Source organism: Microbacterium sp. 1262, assembly GCF_040544895.1.
GTDB lineage: Bacteria > Actinomycetota > Actinomycetes > Actinomycetales > Microbacteriaceae > Microbacterium > Microbacterium plantarum.
In genome coordinates this window covers 715172-731562 of sequence record NZ_JBEPKU010000001.1, presented here as the reverse complement: position 1 = coordinate 731562, position 16391 = coordinate 715172, and the positions used below count along the sequence as shown (strand labels likewise).

Genomic DNA, 16391 nt, shown 5'->3' with positions numbered 1-16391 from the left:
TCGCCGGAGCGCTCCCGTCACACGCGCCGCTTTCGTGCGCGAGTCGGCTCAGAAGTCCCAGTCCTCGTCTTCGGTGGCCTCGGCCTTGCCGATGACGTACGACGAACCCGACCCCGAGAAGAAGTCATGATTCTCGTCGGCGTTCGGCGACAGGGCCGAGAGGATCGCCGGGTTCACGTTGGTGACCGTGGCGGGGAACATCGCCTCGAAGCCGAGGTTCATCAGCGCCTTGTTGGCGTTGTAGTGCAGGAACTTCTTGACGTCTTCGGTCAGCCCGACGGCGTCGTAGAGGTCCTGCGTGTACTGCACCTCGTTGTCGTAGAGCTCGTAGAGCAGCGAGAACGTGTAGTCCTTGATCTCGTCGCGCTCGGCCTGCGTGAGCTGCTCGTAGCCCTTCTGGAACTTGTAGCCGATGTAGTAGCCGTGCACGGCCTCGTCACGGATGATGAGGCGGATGATGTCGGCGGTGTTCGTCAGCTTCGCCTTCGCCGACCAGTGCAGGGGCAGGTAGAACCCCGAGTAGAAGAGGAACGACTCGAGCAGGGTCGAGGCGACCTTGCGCTTGAGCGGCTCGTCGCCACGGTAGTAATCCATGACGATCGAGGCCTTCTTCTGAAGGTTCGGGTTCTCGACCGACCAGCGGAACGCGTCGTCGATCTCGGGCGTCGAGGCGAGCGTCGAGAAGATCGACGAGTAGCTCTTCGCGTGCACCGACTCCATGAACGCGATGTTCGTGTAGACGGCCTCCTCGTGCGGCGTGATCGCATCGGGGATGAGCGAGACGGCGCCCACGGTGCCCTGGATCGTGTCGAGGAGCGTCAGCCCCGTGAACACGCGCATGGTGAGCGTCTGCTCATCGGGCGTCAGCGTGTTCCACGACTGGATGTCGTTCGACAGCGGCACCTTCTCGGGCAGCCAGAAGTTGTTCACCAGACGGTTCCAGACTTCGAGGTCTTTATCGTCCTGGATGCGGTTCCAGTTGATCGCCTGCACGTGGTCGACGAGCTTGAGCGGTTCGGGAGTCATGTCGCTTCAGTTCCTGGTTCGGGTTCCGGCATCCGTCACAGCATGCAGCTGACGCACTCGGACATGTCGGTGCCCTCGAGCGCCATCTGCCGCAGGCGGATGTAGTAGATCGTCTTGATGCCCTTGCGCCAGGCGTAGATCTGGGCCTTGTTGATGTCGCGCGTGGTCGCGGTGTCCTTGAAGAACAGCGTGAGCGACAGACCCTGGTCGACGTGCTGGGTCGCGGCGGCGTAGGTGTCGATGACCTTCTCGTAGCCGATCTCGTACGCGTCCTCGTAGTACTCGAGGTTGTCGTTCGTCATGAACGGCGCCGGGTAGTAGACGCGGCCGAGCTTGCCTTCCTTGCGGATCTCGATCTTCGACGCGATCGGGTGAATCGACGACGTCGAGTTGTTGATGTACGAGATCGAGCCGGTCGGGGGCACCGCCTGCAGGTTCTGGTTGTAGATGCCGTGCTGCTGGATGGATGCCTTCAGCTCGCGCCAGTCGTCCTGCGTCGGGATGTGGATGCCGTCGAACAGACCCTTCACCTTGTCGGTCTGGGGCGCCCACTCCTGCTCGATGTACTTGTCGAAGAACTCGCCCGACGCGTAGGTCGAGTCGGGGAAGCCCTCGAAGTACGTGCCGCGCTCGATCGCGATCTTGTTCGAGGCCCGCAGCGCGTGGAACAGCACCGTGTAGAAGTAGATGTTCGTGAAGTCCAGGCCCTCTTCCGAGCCGTAGAAGACGTGCTCACGCGCCAGGTAACCGTGCAGGTTCATCTGCCCGAGACCGATCGCGTGCGAACGGTCGTTGCCGTCCTCGATCGAGCGGACCGAGGCGATGTGGCTCTGGTCGCTGACCGCGGTGAGGGCGCGGATGCTGGTCTCGACGGTCTGGGCGAGGTCCTTGCCGTCCATCGCGAGGGCGATGTTCATCGACCCGAGGTTGCAGGAGATGTCCTTGCCGATCTGGGCGTACGAGAGGTCCTCGTTGTACGTCGTCGGTGTGTTGACCTGAAGGATCTCCGAGCACAGGTTCGACATGTTGATCCGACCCTTGATCGGGTTGGCCTTGTTCACCGTGTCCTCGAACATGATGTACGGGTAGCCCGACTCGAACTGGATCTCGGCGAGGGTCTGGAAGAACTCACGAGCGTTGATCTTCGTCTTCTTGATACGCGCGTCGTCGACCATCTCGCGGTACTTCTCGGTGACCGAGATGTCGCCGAACGGAACGCCGTAGACCTTCTCGACGTCGTAGGGCGAGAACAGGTACATGTCCTCGCCGTTCTTGGCGAGCTCGAAGGTGATGTCGGGGATGACGACACCCAGCGACAGCGTCTTGATGCGGATCTTCTCGTCGGCGTTCTCGCGCTTGGTGTCGAGGAACTTGAGGATGTCGGGGTGGTGCGCCGACAGGTACACCGCGCCGGCTCCCTGACGCGCGCCGAGTTGGTTGGCGTAGCTGAAGCTGTCTTCGAGCAGCTTCATGACGGGGATGATGCCCGACGACTGGTTCTCGATCTGCTTGATCGGAGCACCGGCCTCGCGGATGTTCGACAGCAGCAGGGCGACGCCGCCGCCGCGCTTCGAGAGCTGCAGGGCGGAGTTGATGCCGCGGGCGATCGACTCCATGTTGTCTTCGATGCGGAGCAGGAAGCACGACACGAGCTCGCCGCGCTGTGCCTTGCCCGTGTTGAGGAACGTCGGGGTGGCGGGCTGGAAACGACCCGAGATGATCTCGTCGACGAGCTGCATCGCGAGGTTCTCGTCACCGTCGGCGAGGCCGAGGGCGGTCATGACGACGCGGTCCTCGAAGCGCTCGAGGTAGCGCTTGCCGTCGAAGGTCTTCAGCGTGTAGCTCGTGTAGTACTTGAACGCGCCGAGGAAGGTCTCGAAGCGGAACTTCTTGCCGTAGGCGAAGTCGTTGAGCTTCTGGATGAACTCGAGCGAGTACTTCTCGATGACCTTGGGCTCGTAGTACTCCTTCTCGACGAGGTAGTCGAGACGCTCCTTGAGGGAGTGGAAGAAGACCGTGTTCTGGTTGACGTGCTGGAGGAAGTACTCCCGCGCGGCGCGCTTGTCGGCGTCGAACTGGATCTTGCCGTCCGCGCCGTAGAGGTTGAGCATCGCGTTGAGGGCGTGGTAGTCGAGCCCGTCGAAGCGCGCGTCGACCTTGAAGCCGTTATCGGTCAAGGCTGTTTCCAGTGCTGATTCCACCATCGTTCCAATCCTGCGCTCACGCGCTCGACGTCTTCGGGCGTGCCGAACAGTTCCACCTTGTCCAAGTGCGGCACGGAGCACTTGCGACTGATGATGTCGCCGGCGAGGCAGTACGACTCGCCGAAATTCGTGTTGCCGGTGGAGATGACTCCCCGGAGGAGGGTGCGGTTGCGCACGTCGTTCAGGAAGCGAACGACCTGCTTGGGCACCGCACCCTTCTCCTCACCGCGCCCCTGTCCCCCGCCGTAGGTGGGGGTGACGAGCACGAAGGGCTCGGTCATGACGAGGGGCGTCGGTGAGGAGTGAAGGGGGATGCGGAGCGCCGGCAGTCCGAGCTTGTCGATGAATCGCGCGGTGTTGCCGGATACGCTCGAGAAGTACACGAGCAGAGGCGCCCGCGTCGCGACCGCCGCGCTCATGGCTCAGGCGAAGCGAGCGGCCAGCTCGTCGATCTTGTCGGGACGGAAGCCCGACCAGTGGTCCTCGTCGGTGATGACGACGGGGGCCTGCAGGTAGCCGAGCGACTTGACGCGCTCGAGCGCCGCCGGGTCCTCGGAGAGGTCGAGGACGTCGTATTCGATGCCCTTCGAGTCCAGCGCACGGTACGTCGCGTTGCACTGCACGCAGGAGGGCTTGGTGTAGACCGTGATCGCCATGTCGAGTGTGGTTTCCCTTCGCTTCTTACGCATCTCCGGCTGAGAACCTGCCGGAGCCTCAATACTACATATGGGTGCCGACATCGGGGGGCACCACAAGGGGTAGTAGTTACAAGTCTGTAGTTTTGCACCGCTCTCCCCAGGTACAACACATCTTGTCCACCGTTTCATCCACAGATCGGCGACTCGATCGAAGCCCGGTTCGACGCGTGATTCCGCACTTCCGGGCGACGCCGCACGAGTCTGTCCACAGGTCGGACGCTAGACCGACCCACCGACATCCGATTCGGGCGGATCTCGTCGCATCGGCGTGTCGCGGGCGTGTCGCCGCGGCAGCCGCCCGGGCGTCGCCGACCGGGCTTCGGAATCGCTACCGTTGAGGGGTGGCGGGATACAGAGAACTGCTGCGCGCACCGGGTGTCGCGCGCATCATCGCCGCACAGTTGACCGCTCGCTTTCCGAGCGGGATGACGAGCCTCGCCATCCTGCTCCACATCGAGCACGTGACCGGGTCCTACGGGTCGGCCGGTCTGGTCCTGGCGGCGACCTCAGTCGGACAGGCGATCGCAGGTCCGGTGACGAGTCGATGGATGGGCGTCTGGGGCATGCGGCGGGTGCTGACGCTGACGCTCGCCGTGTGCGCGGCGTCGATCGCTCTGCTCGCGGTGCTCGACGTGCCGCTCTGGGTCTACATGGCGCTCGGTCTCATCGCGGGCCTGTCGACCCCGCCGGTGCAGTCGGCCGTGCGCACGATCTACCCGAAGATGGTGACGTCGCGGCAGCTCACCCCCCTCTTCTCCCTCGACGCATCGCTGCAGGAGATCATCTGGATCATCGCGCCGGTGCTCATCACCTTCGTCGCGCTGCAGGCCGGCACCGTGCCGGGGCTCCTGCTCGTCGTCGTCATCCTCGTCGGCGGCGGCGCATGGTTCATCTCTTCGCCGGAGCTCGGACGTGTCCGCATCCCGCGCAGCCGGCGCAGCCTGGGCCGCGTGCTGCTCAAGGCGCCGGTCATGCTCGCGACCGCGACCGGCTTCCTCCTCATCGGCGCGTGCTCCGCGGTCGAAGCGGGCGTTGTCGCGTCGTTCGGTCACGGCGGACTCGAGTCCGGCCTCGTCCTCGCGGTCTTCGCCGTCGGCAGCCTGGCAGGCGGCCTGTCGTTCGGCCACATCCCGATCGGACGGTGGGCCATGGCTCGCCGCTTCCTCATCGTCACCGTCGGGCTGGCGGCGACCATCTTCTCGCTCAACGCCTGGTGGCTCGGCGGCTCGCTGCTGATCGCCGGCATCGGCATCGCGCCGGCGCTGGCGGTCATGTTCGCCATCACCTCGGCGAGCGTGAAGTTCAGCGAGACGGCCGAAGCCTACGGCTGGATCGGCACCGGGCAGCTCATCGGAGCCGCGGCGGGTTCCGCCATCGCCGGTTTCCTCATCGACGGCGTGGGCCCGCAGGGCGCATATGTGGCCGCTGCCCTGTTCGCCGTCGTCGGCCTCGTCGTCGCGGTGACGTGCGTGCAGTGGTTCCCCGACCTCCGCGGACGCGACGCGTCGCCCATTCCCGACACCGCACCGGTCCACACGATCACGTGAGGCTGGTTCCGCGCAGACGGTCGCTCAGTCGCTGACACGCTGCAGCATCGCGAGGACGGCCGCCGCGTAGGCATCCTCGGGCTGCGGATGCTCGAACGCCAGCTCCTCGCCGGCGAACTCGATCTCCACGCGGTGAGTGTCTGCGAGCCGGCGCAGACTCCGGAAGCCGCCGCGGAGCATCTCACGCAGCTGGTCCTCACGGGGAAGCCATAGCGCCTCGTCGAGCGCGACGGAGTCGAGCGCCCACTCCGTCGTGCCGTTGAACGCGAGGATCGTCCCGGTCGGATAGCGCCGCGGCTCGATCGTCATCTCGCTGACGGTGAAGACGTCGGCCTCGAACTCCGGCTCGTTGAGCTGGAAGCGGTCTCCAGATGCCGGGCGCCAGACGAGCCCGGCCTCGCGCAGGGCGAGCGCGGCGTCGGTCGAGATCATGCCCCCATCCTGCACCAGGCGACCGGGTGAGGAGGGCGGGAGCAGAATGGATGCCGTGAGCGACTTCGACCCGGCCCGATACCTTCCCGACAGCCTCATCGAACGGATCCGCGAGCGAGCCGCGGGCGTCGACGCGGACAACATCTTCCCCGACGAGGATCTCGCCGAGCTGCGAGAAGCCGGCTACCTCGGCATCCTCGTTCCGGAAGAGCTCGGCGGCGCGGGCTTGTCGCTCGCGCAGGCATCCGTTCTGCAGCAGCGGCTGGCCGGTGCCGCGCCCGCGACAGCGCTCGCGATCAACATGCACCTCGTGTGGACGGGTGTTGCCAAGGTGCTGTCCGACCGCGGTGACGACGCCCTGCGCTTCGTGCAGGAGGGCGCCGCTGCGGGCGAGGTGTTCGCGTTCGGCATCAGCGAGGCGGGCAACGACCTCGTCCTGTTCGGCAGCGACACCGTGGCCGAGCCGCAGTCCGACGGCGGGTACGCCTTCACGGGCACGAAGATCTTCACCTCGCTCGCTCCGGTGTGGGACCACCTCGGGCTGCACGGCCTCGACACGACGAGCGAGGACGCGCCGAAAATGGTGTTCGCCTTCGTCGACCGCACCGACGCGGTGCGCACGCGCGACGACTGGGACACCGTCGGCATGCGGGGGACGCAGTCGCGCACGACCGAGTTGCACGGCGCCATCGCATCACCCGACCGCGTCGTCCGTCGGCTCTCCCCCGGCCCGAACCCGGATCCGCTCGTCTTCGGCATCTTCTCGGTCTTCGAGCTGCTGCTCGCGTCGGTGTACACCGGCATCGCTCGACGCGCTCTCGACGTCGCCGTCGTCGCCGCCCAGTCGCGCACCTCGAAGAAGACGGGGCTGGCGTACAGCCAGGATCCCGACATCCGCTGGCGCATCGCCGAGATGGCGCTCACGTACGACGGGATGCTGCCGCAGCTCGAGGCGATCGCGCGCGACATCGACGAGCGGGCCGATCACGGCGGCCTCTGGTTCGCGAAGCTCAGCGGGCTGAAGCACCGCGCCGTCACCTCGGCGAAGGCCGTCGTCGACGAGGCGATGCTGGTGGCGGGCGGGTCGTCGTACTTCTCCCGCTCCGAGCTCGGTCGCCTCTACCGTGACGTCGTAGCAGGGATGTTCCACCCTTCGGATCCGGAGTCCGCCCACAGCACCGTCGCCGCCGCCTGGCTCGGCCCTCTCACCCCCTGACCGGTTGCCCGCTCGGCCCGGGCCGGTCGACTCGCCACAAACCGCGGATGCCGGGGCCACCGGATCCGCAATTCCTGGCGACTCGACGGTAGGCGGAGGGACGGATGCGGTCAGCGGGTCTCGAGGTCATAGGCCTTGAGGAGCTCGGCGACGGCCTGCTCGCGATCGGCGCCGCCGTTCTCGAACATGTGGGTCACGTGGGTGCGGAGGTGGTTCTCGATGAGGAGCTTGTCGAGCGAGGCGAGTGCCTTCTGGATGGCCCGTGACTGGGCGATGATGTCCATGCAGTAGTCCTCGTTCTCGATCATCCGGGCGAGCCCGCGGACCTGGCCTTCGAGGATGCTCGTGCGGCGCAGGGCTCGCTTCTGGATGTCGTCGATCACGCGGTCAGGATACGCCGAGACCGGCCCCGCTCGGCGAAGCCCCGTGGGAGGATGACCGGATGGCACGCACGCCGACCTCCCTGCTCTCCCCCGCCGACCAGGCTCGACGCCAGGGGCTGCGGCGGATGAAGGCCGTCGCCCTCGGCGCGCTGATCTTCATGGCGATCGTCTTCGCGATCTCCTTCCCCCTGCAGCAGACCGTCCCCGCCTTCGGCTATGTCCGCGCCGCCGCGGAGGGCGGCATGGTCGGAGCCCTCGCCGACTGGTTCGCCGTCACGGCGCTGTTCCGGCATCCGCTCGGCCTGCCCATCCCGCACACGGCGATCATCCCGAGGCGCAAGGACGAGATCGGCCACACCCTCGGCGAGTTCGTCGAGACGAACTTCCTCGAAGCGGGCGTCATCCGCGGCAAGCTCGAATCGATGGGCATCGCGACGCGGCTCGGCGCGTGGTTGCGGCGTCCCGAGAACGCGGAGCGCGTCTCGGCCGAGGCATCGGCGGCGGCATCCGGCATCCTGACGGCGCTGAGCGACGACGAGGTGCAGGACCTGCTCGAAGACCTGGCGCGCGAGCACCTGCTGGCCCCCTCCTGGGGGCCCTCGATCGGGGGATGGCTCGAGCGCGTCGTCGGCGCCGGCGCTCACCACGGCGCCGTCGATCTCGCCATCGACAACATCGAGACCTGGCTCGTCGCCAACCGTTCGGTGTTCACCGGGCTCGTCTCCCGCCGCCTGCCGTCGTGGTTACCGTCGGTGGCAACACGGCTCGTCGACGACACCGTCTACCGCGAGGCGCTGACGTTCGTCGCGGCCGTGCGAAACGACCCCGAGCACCCGGCACGAAAGGCCATCGACGGCTACCTCGCTCGTCTCGCCGGCGATCTGCAGGGCGAGACCGAGACGGCGGCGCGGCTCGAGGCCGCCAAAGCGGCGGTCTTCGACAGTCCTCGCGTTCGCGCCCTGGCCGCCGAGGCGTGGGGCACGGCGAAGGCCGGTCTCGTCCGCTCGCTCGGCGACGCCGAGAGCCCGCTCCGCCGTCGCATCGCTGCCGCGCTCACCGAGGTCGGCGAACGCCTGTCGACCGAGACGGCACTGCAGCAGCGGATCGACGCGCGCGTCATCGACGCCGCCGCGACGCTCGTGGCCCGGCATCGGGCCGACATCGCCTCGGTGATCACCGAGACGGTCGAGCGCTGGGACGCTCAGGAGACGACCGAGAAGATCGAGCTCATGGTCGGCCGCGACCTGCAGTACATCCGACTCAACGGCACGATCGTGGGATCGCTCGCCGGACTCGTCATCTACACGATCGCCCACGCGGTCTTCGGCGCGGGAGGATGATTCCATGACGACGCTCATCCTCGCGCGGCATGCCAAGAGCGACTGGGGCTCGCCCTCACTCGACGACCACGACCGTCCGCTGAACGACCGCGGCATGCGCGACGCCCCCGCGATGGCTGAGCGGCTGGCGAGCACGGGCGTCGAGGTCGAGCGCATCCTCGCCTCGACCGCGCTTCGCGCTCGCACGACGGCGGCCGCCTTCGGTGCCGTGCTCGGGCTCGAACCCGAACTGCGCGACGAGCTCTACGGCGCCTCGGCGCGCGTGCTCCTCGACGCGGCGAGCGGCAGCGGTGCGCGGTCGGTGCTCGTGGTGGCGCATGACCCGGGGATGACGGTGCTCGCCGAGCGTCTGTCGAACGGCGGCATCGGCGGGATGCCGACGTGCGCGGTGGCCACTTTCACGTGGCGGACCGACGACTGGGATGTCGCGACCGCGACCGACCCCGACGAATGGACCTTCGACAGCCCGAAGGGCTGAGCCCCGCTCAGACGACGGCGACGACCGTTCCGCCGGTGAGGCGCACCAGCTCGTCGAAGGTCAGCGGGAAGACGGTGTGCGGGGTGCCGCCGGCCGCCCAGATCTCGTCGTACTGCGCGAGGTCTTCGTCGATGAGCGTCGCGAGAGGTGCCGGGTGTCCCGTCGGCGCGACCCCGCCGATCGCCTGTCCCGTCGCGGCGCGGACCTGCTCGACGCTCGCGCGCGTGATCGCGCTGCGCCCGGTGCGCTCGGCCAGTGCGGCCGTGTCGACGCGGTGCGCCCCGCTGGTCATGACCAGCAGCGGCTCGCCGTCGGACCAGAAGACGAGGCTGTTGGCGATTGCCCCCACCTCGACGCCGAGCGCCGCTGCGGCGAGGGCGGCCGTGGATGCGGCATCCGGCAGAACGACGATGTCGCCGAGGATGCCGGCAGCGCGCAGGGAGGCGTGGACGATTCGGCTTCGTGGAGGCAGATCGGTGGTCACGCTCACACTCTAGAAGGGGCACAATGGGCTGGATGCCGCAACGCCGCGGCACGGAGAGCATGAGCCCACAAGGCTCCGCCGAAAGAGGATCGCGATGACCCACGCCCTGCCCTTGCCCGATTTCACGCACGAGCGCGTGGAGGTGATCACGGGGCGGCGGAGCGGCCTCTTCATCGCCGCCGCGCTGCACTCCTCGGTGCTCGGCCCCGCCCTCGGTGGCGCCCGGGTGTGGACGTACCCGCACTGGAGCGACGCCCTCGGCGACGCCCTGCGCCTGTCGGCGGCGATGACGCTGAAGAACGCAGCCGCGGGTCTGGATGCCGGCGGCGGCAAGGCCGTGATCGGACTGCCTCCGGGAACCGTGCTCGACGCCGAGCGGCGCCGTGCCGCATTCCTCGACCTCGGTGACGCCGTCGAGTCGCTGGGCGGCCTGTACCGCACGGCCGAGGATGTCGGCTCGACCACCGACGACATGCTGACCGTCAGCGAGCGAACGGCACACGTCGTGGGGCTCCCCGACCGTGTGGGCGGCTCGGGCGAGCCCGCAGGCCCCACGAGCATCGGCGTGCACGCGTCGCTGCTCGCGACGCTCGAGCGCGCGACCGGTTCTCGCGAGGTCGCCGGACGCCGGGTCACGATCGCCGGGCTCGGACAGGTGGGCAGCCGGTTGGCTATGCAGCTCGCGGCCGAGGGAGCAGAGCTGACCGTGACCGATGTGAACCCGGCCAAGCGCGAGCTCGCGACGAGCCTGGGTGCGACGTGGATCGAGCCCGCGGAGGCTCATCTCGCCTCGGCCGACGTGTTCGTGCCAGCGGGCATCGGCGGGGTGCTGACCGACGAGGTGATCGACGCCCTCGATGCGCAGGCGGTGTGCGGACCGGCGAACAACCCGCTGGCGCACCGCTCCGGCGCCGACCGCCTGGCCGCGCGCGGCATCCTGTACGCCCCCGACTTCGTCGTGAACGCGGGCGGCGTCATCTACCTCGACCTCGCCGCGAAGCAGCGCGATCGCAGCGTGATCGCGACGCGCGTCGAGGGCATCGGCGACGTGCTGCGGCGCATCTTCGACGAGGCAGAGGCCCGAGGTGTCACGCCGCTCGCCGCCGCGGAGTCGCTCGCCGCCGAACGCCTCGCCGCCGGGGCAGCGCGCGACGCCCTGGTCTGACCGCGTAACCGGGATGCAAGGGATCGTGGCCGACACGCCGGCGGAACGGCATCCGCACCGGCGCGCCGCGCCCGATCCCTTGCATCCCGGCACCGACCCACGGCGCAGGCATGGGCTCAGATCTGCAGGATGGCGCGGGCGATCAGGAAGTACAGGATCAAGCCGCTGGCATCGACGAACGTCGTGATGAACGGGTTCGAGAAGACGGCCGGATCGACCCGGATCGCACGCGCGAGCAGGGGCATGACGCCCCCGACCGTCGCGGCCATCGTACACACCGCGATCAGAGTCACCCCGATGACGAGACCGATGCGCGGCTCGTAGACGAGTGCTGTGACCGCAAACCCGACGAGCCCCAGGATGCTGCCGAGGAAGAATCCCACGCGCACCTCGCGGCTCAGCACCCGCACGACGTCGCGAGGTCGCACGTCGCCCAGCGCGAGCGCACGCGTGACCGTCGTCGCCGCCTGATTGCCGGTGTTGCCACCGGTGCCGATGAGCAGCGGGACGAACAGCGCGAGCACCGTGATCTGCGCGAGCGTCGCCTCGAACGCCGACAGCACCTGCACGGTCAGGGTGGCTCCGACGGCGAGGACGAGCAGCCAGACGACCCGCGATCGCACGATCTGCAGGATCGGCGTCGAGAGGTAGGGCCGGCGCAGGGGTTCGGCGCCACCCTGGCGCGCGGCATCCTCACTCTCCTCGTGCTCCAGGATGCGGGCGGCGTCGTCGACAGTCAGGATGCCGACGAGTCGCTCCTCGCTGTCGACGATGGGCAGCGCGAGCAGGCCGCGTTCGGTGCACCGGCGCGCGGCGGTCTCGGCGTCGTCGTCCACCCCCGCTGTCTGCGCGGCCTGCATGATGTCGCGCACGGCATCGGAGGGTTCGGCGGCGAGCAGATCGCGCAGGCTGACGACTCCGGCGACACGACGACCCGCGTCGACGACAGGGAGCGTGTACACCGTCTCGGCGTCGTGCAGTCGCGCATGCACCCGCTCGAGCGCTCCTGCGACGGTGCTGCCGATCGGAACCGAGATGAACTCCGGGCTCATGCGGCGCCCGATGGATCCCCGGCGGTACCCGAGCACCGCCGCGGTCATCTCGCGCTCGTGCGCGGGAAGCCCGCGCATCAGGCGGGATGCGAGCGAGGCCGGCAGCTCGTCGACGAGCCAGGCGCGGTCGTCGGGGTCGAGATCACCGAAGATGTGCGCCACCTCGGCATCGCGCAGGTCACCGATCAGTTCGCCCTGCATGTTCGGCGACAGCGCTTCGAACACCTGCAGGGCGTGTCCCTTCGGCAGCAGCCGGTAGGCCACCGCGCGGCGTCGCCCGTCGAGGCGCTCCAGGACGTCAGCGAGGCGCTCGGGCTCGACCGCGGCGAGAGCGGCCGCGGCGGACGCCAGATCGCCGCGCGACAGGGGCGCGGCAATGCCGTCGACGACGATGGTCAGTTCGTTGATCTGCTCCGGAGTCATGGGAGCCCTCCTCATGTGGACGCGCGCGCATCCGCGGCGTCGTCACGACGACGACGGCACGGAGAACATCGCGAAGCCTGCTGGTGCGACGCACCGCGGCTCGTCCGCTCAGGAGTCGATTCGGTCGACGAGCGGGGCGGCAGCGGGCGCGGCGCTGATGATCTCGCGATGGCAACTATCACCGCTCATGGAGCACCTCACCTCGCTTCCTTTTTCTCGCAGGTCGACGACGGACAGAAGAGGATCTGCCGTCGATCACGGGCCGGGCGGCGGAACATCGGATGCCGCGGGCCGAACCCCGCCGACCATGCTACGCCTCGCACCTGAACGAACCCGACAGCGCCGTCGCGACCAGCGCCGTCGCGACCCGCGCCGTCGCCAGGTCACGGAAGCGACAGGCGGACGCGCGGCTCCTCGGGCGGCACGGCGGCGAGGAGTCGCCGGGTGTAGTCATCCGACGGCTCGGCGAAGATCTGCCGGGCCGGCGCCGACTCGACGACCTTGCCGTCGCGCAGCACGACCACGTCGTGACTCATCTGCTGCACGATCGCGAGGTCGTGGGCGATGAAGAGGTACGTCAGTCCCAGCTCGCCCTGCAGGTCGCGCAGAAGGTCGAGCACGCGCGCCTGCACCGAGACGTCGAGCGACGCCGTCGCCTCGTCGAGGATCATCAGCTCCGGTTCGAGGGCGAGGGCGCGAGCGATCGAGATGCGCTGACGCTGCCCGCCCGACAGCTCGTGGGGGAACCGGGTCGCGAATGCCGCGGGAAGACCGACCATGTCGAGGAGCTCTGCCGTGCGCCGTTCTCCCGCGACGGCGTTCGGCCCGCCGAGCCGGTGCACGGTGAGGGGTTCGGCGATGGCGTCGCCGACGCTCCGTCGCGGGTCGAGCGAGGCGAACGGGTCTTGGAAGACCATGGAGATCCGCCGGCGCTCGCGCCGCCCGGCACGCAGCACGTCGCGTCCGGCGAGCGTGGCGGTGCCCGAGTCGGGGCGCACGAGACCCGTCAGGGTGTTCGCGATCGTCGACTTGCCCGAACCCGATTCCCCCACGAGGGCCGTCGTGCAGCCCCGCCGCACCGAGAACGACACCCCGTCAACGGCGTGGATGGTGCGACGTCCGGTGGGAGTCGGGATCGTGAACGACACATCGAGATCCGTCACGTCGAGAAGGACGTCGGATGTCGCGGGCTCGGGCGGGCCGGCATCCGCCACGATCCGCGGCCGCGCGCGGAGCAGCTCTCGCGTGTAGTCGTCTTCGGGGGCGGCGTAGATGTCGCCGATGGGCCGGTGCTCGCGGGTCTGTCCCTCGCGCAGTACGAGGACGTCGTCCGCCACCTGCCCGATGACGCCGAGGTCGTGGCTGATCCACACCACGGCGGTGCCGCGCTCGTTCTGGAGCTCGCGCACGAGGTCGATGATCTGGGCCTGGGTGGTGACGTCGAGCGCAGTCGTCGGCTCGTCGGCGATCAGCAGCGCCGGATCGCAGGCCAGCGCGATCGCGATCATCGCGCGCTGACGCTGACCGCCGGAAAGCTGGTGGGGGTAGGCGTCGACGCGCTCGTCGGGCCGCGGCAGCCCGACAGCGTCGAGCAGGTCGATCGCGCGCGTACGCGCCGCGCGACGAGAGAGGCGGCGATGGGTCTCGAGCGACTCGGTGATCTGGCGGCCCACGGTCAGGAAGGGGTTGAGCGATGTCGACGGATCCTGGAAGACGAAGCCGACACGGTCGCCGTGCACGCTGCGCAGCGTGCGCTCGGATGCACCGACGAGCTCCACACCCGTGGCATCGATGCTGCCGTCCTCGTTCCGGCGCCGCAGCACGCTCGACCCGCTGACACGCGCCCCGGGTGCGTCGATGAGCCCGGTCGCGGCGAGCACCGACATCGTCTTGCCCGACCCCGACTCGCCCACGATACCGAGGGTCTGGCCGGCAGCGACGTCGAAGCCGAGGCCGTGAACGATCTCTCTCGTACCGATGGTCACGCGCAGATCGCGCACCGAGAGCACCGGGTGAGCAGCGGCGGTCATCGCGCCCTCCTCGCTTCGATAAGGGTCCGCTGACGCGGATCGAGGATGTCGCGCAGGCCATCGCCCACGAGGTTGAAGGCGAGCGCCGTGACGAAGATCGCGGCGCCGGGAAAGACGCTCATCCACCAGGCCTGGCCGAGGAAGCCCTGCGCGGTGAACAGCATCCCTCCCCACGAGGGCGCGGGAGGCTGCACGCCGAGTCCGAGGAACGACAGCGCCGCCTCGGAGAGGATTGCGAAGGCGAGCGAGAGCGACGTCTGGACGACGACGGGTCCGGCGATGTTGGGGAGGACGTGGCGGCTGAGGATCCACCATCCGGGCGTCCCCATCGTCTGCGACACCTGAACGAACGCCGAGGTGCGCACCGACAGCGCGCTGGCTCGAGCCACCCGGGCGAAGATCGGGGTGTAGACGATGCCGATCGCGATCGTCGTCGTCACCTGGCCGGGCTGGAAGATCGCGACGATCGCGAGCGCGAGGAGCAGCACCGGGAACGCGAACATCACGTCGACGACCCGCATGAGGGCGGCATCCACCCAACCGCCGCGATAGCCCGCGATGGCCCCGATCGCGAGGCCGAGAATGAGGGCGAACAGCACGGCGACCACCGCGATCGTGAGCGAGGTCGACCCCGCCACGAGCACACGCGAGAGGACGTCGCGACCGAGCTCGTCGGTGCCGAACCAGTGCTCGGGGCCGGGCGGCTGCAACGCACGCGAGACGTCGATGTCGTTGATGCCGTAGGGGGCGATCCAGCCCGACAGCACCGAGAGCAGCACGATGGCGAGCAGGCCCGCACCGCTCACCACGGTCGTCGGGTTGGACAGCAGCAGACGCCAGGCAGGCGTGCGGCCACGCTCGGTGGCGGCGGGTGCCGTGGCGGGCTCGGGGGCGGAAGAGGCGTCGATGGTCATGAGACACGGATCCTCGGGTCGGCGATCGCGTAGAGCACGTCCACGATGAGGTTGACCGCGATGAACATCACGGCCACCAGCAGCACGGCCCCCTGGATGAGCGGATAGTCGCGCGCGGCCACGGCTTCGAACACGAGACGTCCGAGACCCGGCCAGGCGAAGACCACCTCGACGACGACGACGCCGCCGAGAATGGTCGCGAGCTGAATCCCGGCGATCGTCAGAACCGGCACCAGGGCTCCGCGCACGATATGCCGGAATGTCACGACTCGGCGCGGAAGCCCCTTCGACACCGCGGTGCGGACATACCCTGCCGACGCCACGTCGATGACGGCCGCTCGGATGTAGCGGGTCATGATCGCCCCCGCGACCAGGCCGACGGTGAGCCCCGGCAGGAACACCTGTCGCAGCCATCCGCCGGGATCCGTTCCGAAGGCGACGTAGCCGCTCGCCGGCAGCCAGCCGAGCGTCACGGAGAACAGCGAGATGAGCAGCATCCCGAGCCAGAAGTCCGGGATCGAGACGCCGAATTGACTGGTGAGCCGCACGATGACATCGCTCACGCGTCCTTCGCGCAGCGCCGAGTGGATTCCCGCGGGGACGGCCAGGACGAGGGCGATGACGAGACCCACCAGAGCCAGCGAGACCGTCGCGGGCAGGCGGTCGAGCAGCGTTACGGTCACCGGCTGCCCGTTGCGGAAGCTCACCCCGAGGTCACCCGTGACGGCGCTGCCGAGGTAGCCGAAGAACTGTTCCCACAGGGGGCGATCGAGGCCGGATGCCGCGCGCAGGGCCTCGTAGGCCTCGGGCGTGTACCGCGTGCCGAGGGCCAGGCGCACCGGGTCGCCCGGCACGAGCTGGATGAGGGCGAAGACGACGACGGCGACCCCGAGCAGCACGAGCGCCGACGAGAGCAGGCGCACGCCGAGGAACCGGGCGATACGCGCGGGGCTGATTCTCAAGAGGCCTCCTCTCGGACGGACCGTGCTGCTCGAGGTC

Annotated in this window: 16 protein-coding genes; 5 read left to right on the top strand and 11 right to left on the bottom strand. The window is 68.6% G+C overall.

Annotated elements, in window-relative coordinates:
- Positions 1–48: 48 nt before the first annotated feature.
- The 4 genes from nrdF to nrdH are packed head-to-tail and all read right to left on the bottom strand — an operon-like array spanning position 49 to position 3886.
- Positions 49–1026, bottom strand: a complete 978-nt coding sequence (gene nrdF / locus ABIC53_RS03480) for a class 1b ribonucleoside-diphosphate reductase subunit beta (RefSeq protein WP_094259728.1) — start codon at positions 1024–1026, stop codon at positions 49–51.
- Positions 1027–1061: 35 nt separating this feature from the next.
- Complete coding sequence (gene nrdE / locus ABIC53_RS03475) at positions 1062–3230, bottom strand: class 1b ribonucleoside-diphosphate reductase subunit alpha (protein ID WP_354450436.1); 2169 nt, start codon at positions 3228–3230, stop codon at positions 1062–1064.
- Positions 3200–3649 carry a class Ib ribonucleoside-diphosphate reductase assembly flavoprotein NrdI gene (nrdI, locus tag ABIC53_RS03470; RefSeq protein WP_103842516.1) on the bottom strand — a complete coding sequence of 150 codons (450 nt, stop codon included), beginning with the start codon at positions 3647–3649 and terminating at the stop codon, positions 3200–3202. Before nrdI ends, nrdE begins: the two co-directional genes overlap by 31 nt.
- Before the next feature lie 3 nt (positions 3650–3652).
- Positions 3653–3886: a glutaredoxin-like protein NrdH gene (gene nrdH / locus ABIC53_RS03465; protein WP_023954603.1), complete on the bottom strand. Its 234-nt coding sequence runs from the start codon at positions 3884–3886 to the stop codon at positions 3653–3655.
- A 383-nt stretch (positions 3887–4269) separates the two neighbouring features.
- Here nrdH and ABIC53_RS03460 point away from each other — a divergent pair, with 383 nt between their 5' ends.
- On the top strand, positions 4270–5475 hold the full coding sequence (locus ABIC53_RS03460) for an MFS transporter (RefSeq protein WP_354450433.1): 1206 nt from the start codon (positions 4270–4272) through the stop codon (positions 5473–5475).
- Between the two features lie 24 nt (positions 5476–5499).
- Here ABIC53_RS03460 and ABIC53_RS03455 read toward each other — a convergent pair whose 3' ends face one another.
- The gene (locus tag ABIC53_RS03455) at positions 5500–5907 is read right to left on the bottom strand and encodes a pilus assembly protein CpaE (RefSeq protein WP_354450431.1); all 408 of its coding nucleotides are present in this window, start codon (positions 5905–5907) and stop codon (positions 5500–5502) included.
- Positions 5908–5953: 46 nt separating this feature from the next.
- Between ABIC53_RS03455 and ABIC53_RS03450 the strand changes: the two genes are divergently transcribed.
- The gene (locus tag ABIC53_RS03450) at positions 5954–7123 is read left to right on the top strand and encodes an acyl-CoA dehydrogenase family protein (protein WP_354450429.1); all 1170 of its coding nucleotides are present in this window, start codon (positions 5954–5956) and stop codon (positions 7121–7123) included.
- Between the two features lie 110 nt (positions 7124–7233).
- Here the strand turns inward: ABIC53_RS03450 and ABIC53_RS03445 are convergent, their stop codons facing one another.
- Entirely contained in the window at positions 7234–7506 is a 273-nt protein-coding gene (locus ABIC53_RS03445) for a metal-sensitive transcriptional regulator (RefSeq protein WP_023954607.1), read from the bottom strand.
- 59 nt (positions 7507–7565) lie between these two features.
- On the opposite strand from ABIC53_RS03445, the gene ABIC53_RS03440 reads away from it, so the two are divergent.
- The gene (locus tag ABIC53_RS03440) at positions 7566–8846 is read left to right on the top strand and encodes a DUF445 domain-containing protein (RefSeq protein WP_274178562.1); all 1281 of its coding nucleotides are present in this window, start codon (positions 7566–7568) and stop codon (positions 8844–8846) included.
- A 4-nt stretch (positions 8847–8850) separates the two neighbouring features.
- Complete coding sequence (locus ABIC53_RS03435; RefSeq protein WP_282501076.1) at positions 8851–9324, top strand: SixA phosphatase family protein; 474 nt, start codon at positions 8851–8853, stop codon at positions 9322–9324.
- A 7-nt stretch (positions 9325–9331) separates the two neighbouring features.
- On the opposite strand, the gene ABIC53_RS03430 is transcribed toward ABIC53_RS03435, so the two are convergent.
- Positions 9332–9808 (bottom strand): YbaK/EbsC family protein, encoded by a 477-nt coding sequence (locus ABIC53_RS03430; RefSeq protein WP_323985943.1) that lies wholly within the window; start codon positions 9806–9808, stop codon positions 9332–9334.
- A 94-nt stretch (positions 9809–9902) separates the two neighbouring features.
- Here ABIC53_RS03430 and ABIC53_RS03425 point away from each other — a divergent pair, with 94 nt between their 5' ends.
- Complete coding sequence (locus tag ABIC53_RS03425; protein WP_323985944.1) at positions 9903–10973, top strand: Glu/Leu/Phe/Val dehydrogenase family protein; 1071 nt, start codon at positions 9903–9905, stop codon at positions 10971–10973.
- Between the two features lie 116 nt (positions 10974–11089).
- Here the strand turns inward: ABIC53_RS03425 and mgtE are convergent, their stop codons facing one another.
- The 4 genes from mgtE to ABIC53_RS03405 form a co-directional block, all read right to left on the bottom strand.
- The gene (gene mgtE / locus ABIC53_RS03420) at positions 11090–12448 is read right to left on the bottom strand and encodes a magnesium transporter (protein ID WP_323985945.1); all 1359 of its coding nucleotides are present in this window, start codon (positions 12446–12448) and stop codon (positions 11090–11092) included.
- Positions 12449–12831: 383 nt separating this feature from the next.
- Entirely contained in the window at positions 12832–14478 is a 1647-nt protein-coding gene (locus ABIC53_RS03415; RefSeq protein ID WP_354450425.1) for a dipeptide ABC transporter ATP-binding protein, read from the bottom strand.
- A complete protein-coding gene (locus tag ABIC53_RS03410) occupies positions 14475–15392 on the bottom strand; it encodes an ABC transporter permease (RefSeq protein ID WP_323985947.1) in 918 nt (305 codons plus the stop codon). Before ABIC53_RS03410 ends, ABIC53_RS03415 begins: the two co-directional genes overlap by 4 nt.
- The gene (locus ABIC53_RS03405) at positions 15389–16354 is read right to left on the bottom strand and encodes an ABC transporter permease (protein WP_064954928.1); all 966 of its coding nucleotides are present in this window, start codon (positions 16352–16354) and stop codon (positions 15389–15391) included. Before ABIC53_RS03405 ends, ABIC53_RS03410 begins: the two co-directional genes overlap by 4 nt.
- Positions 16355–16391 lie beyond the last annotated feature (37 nt).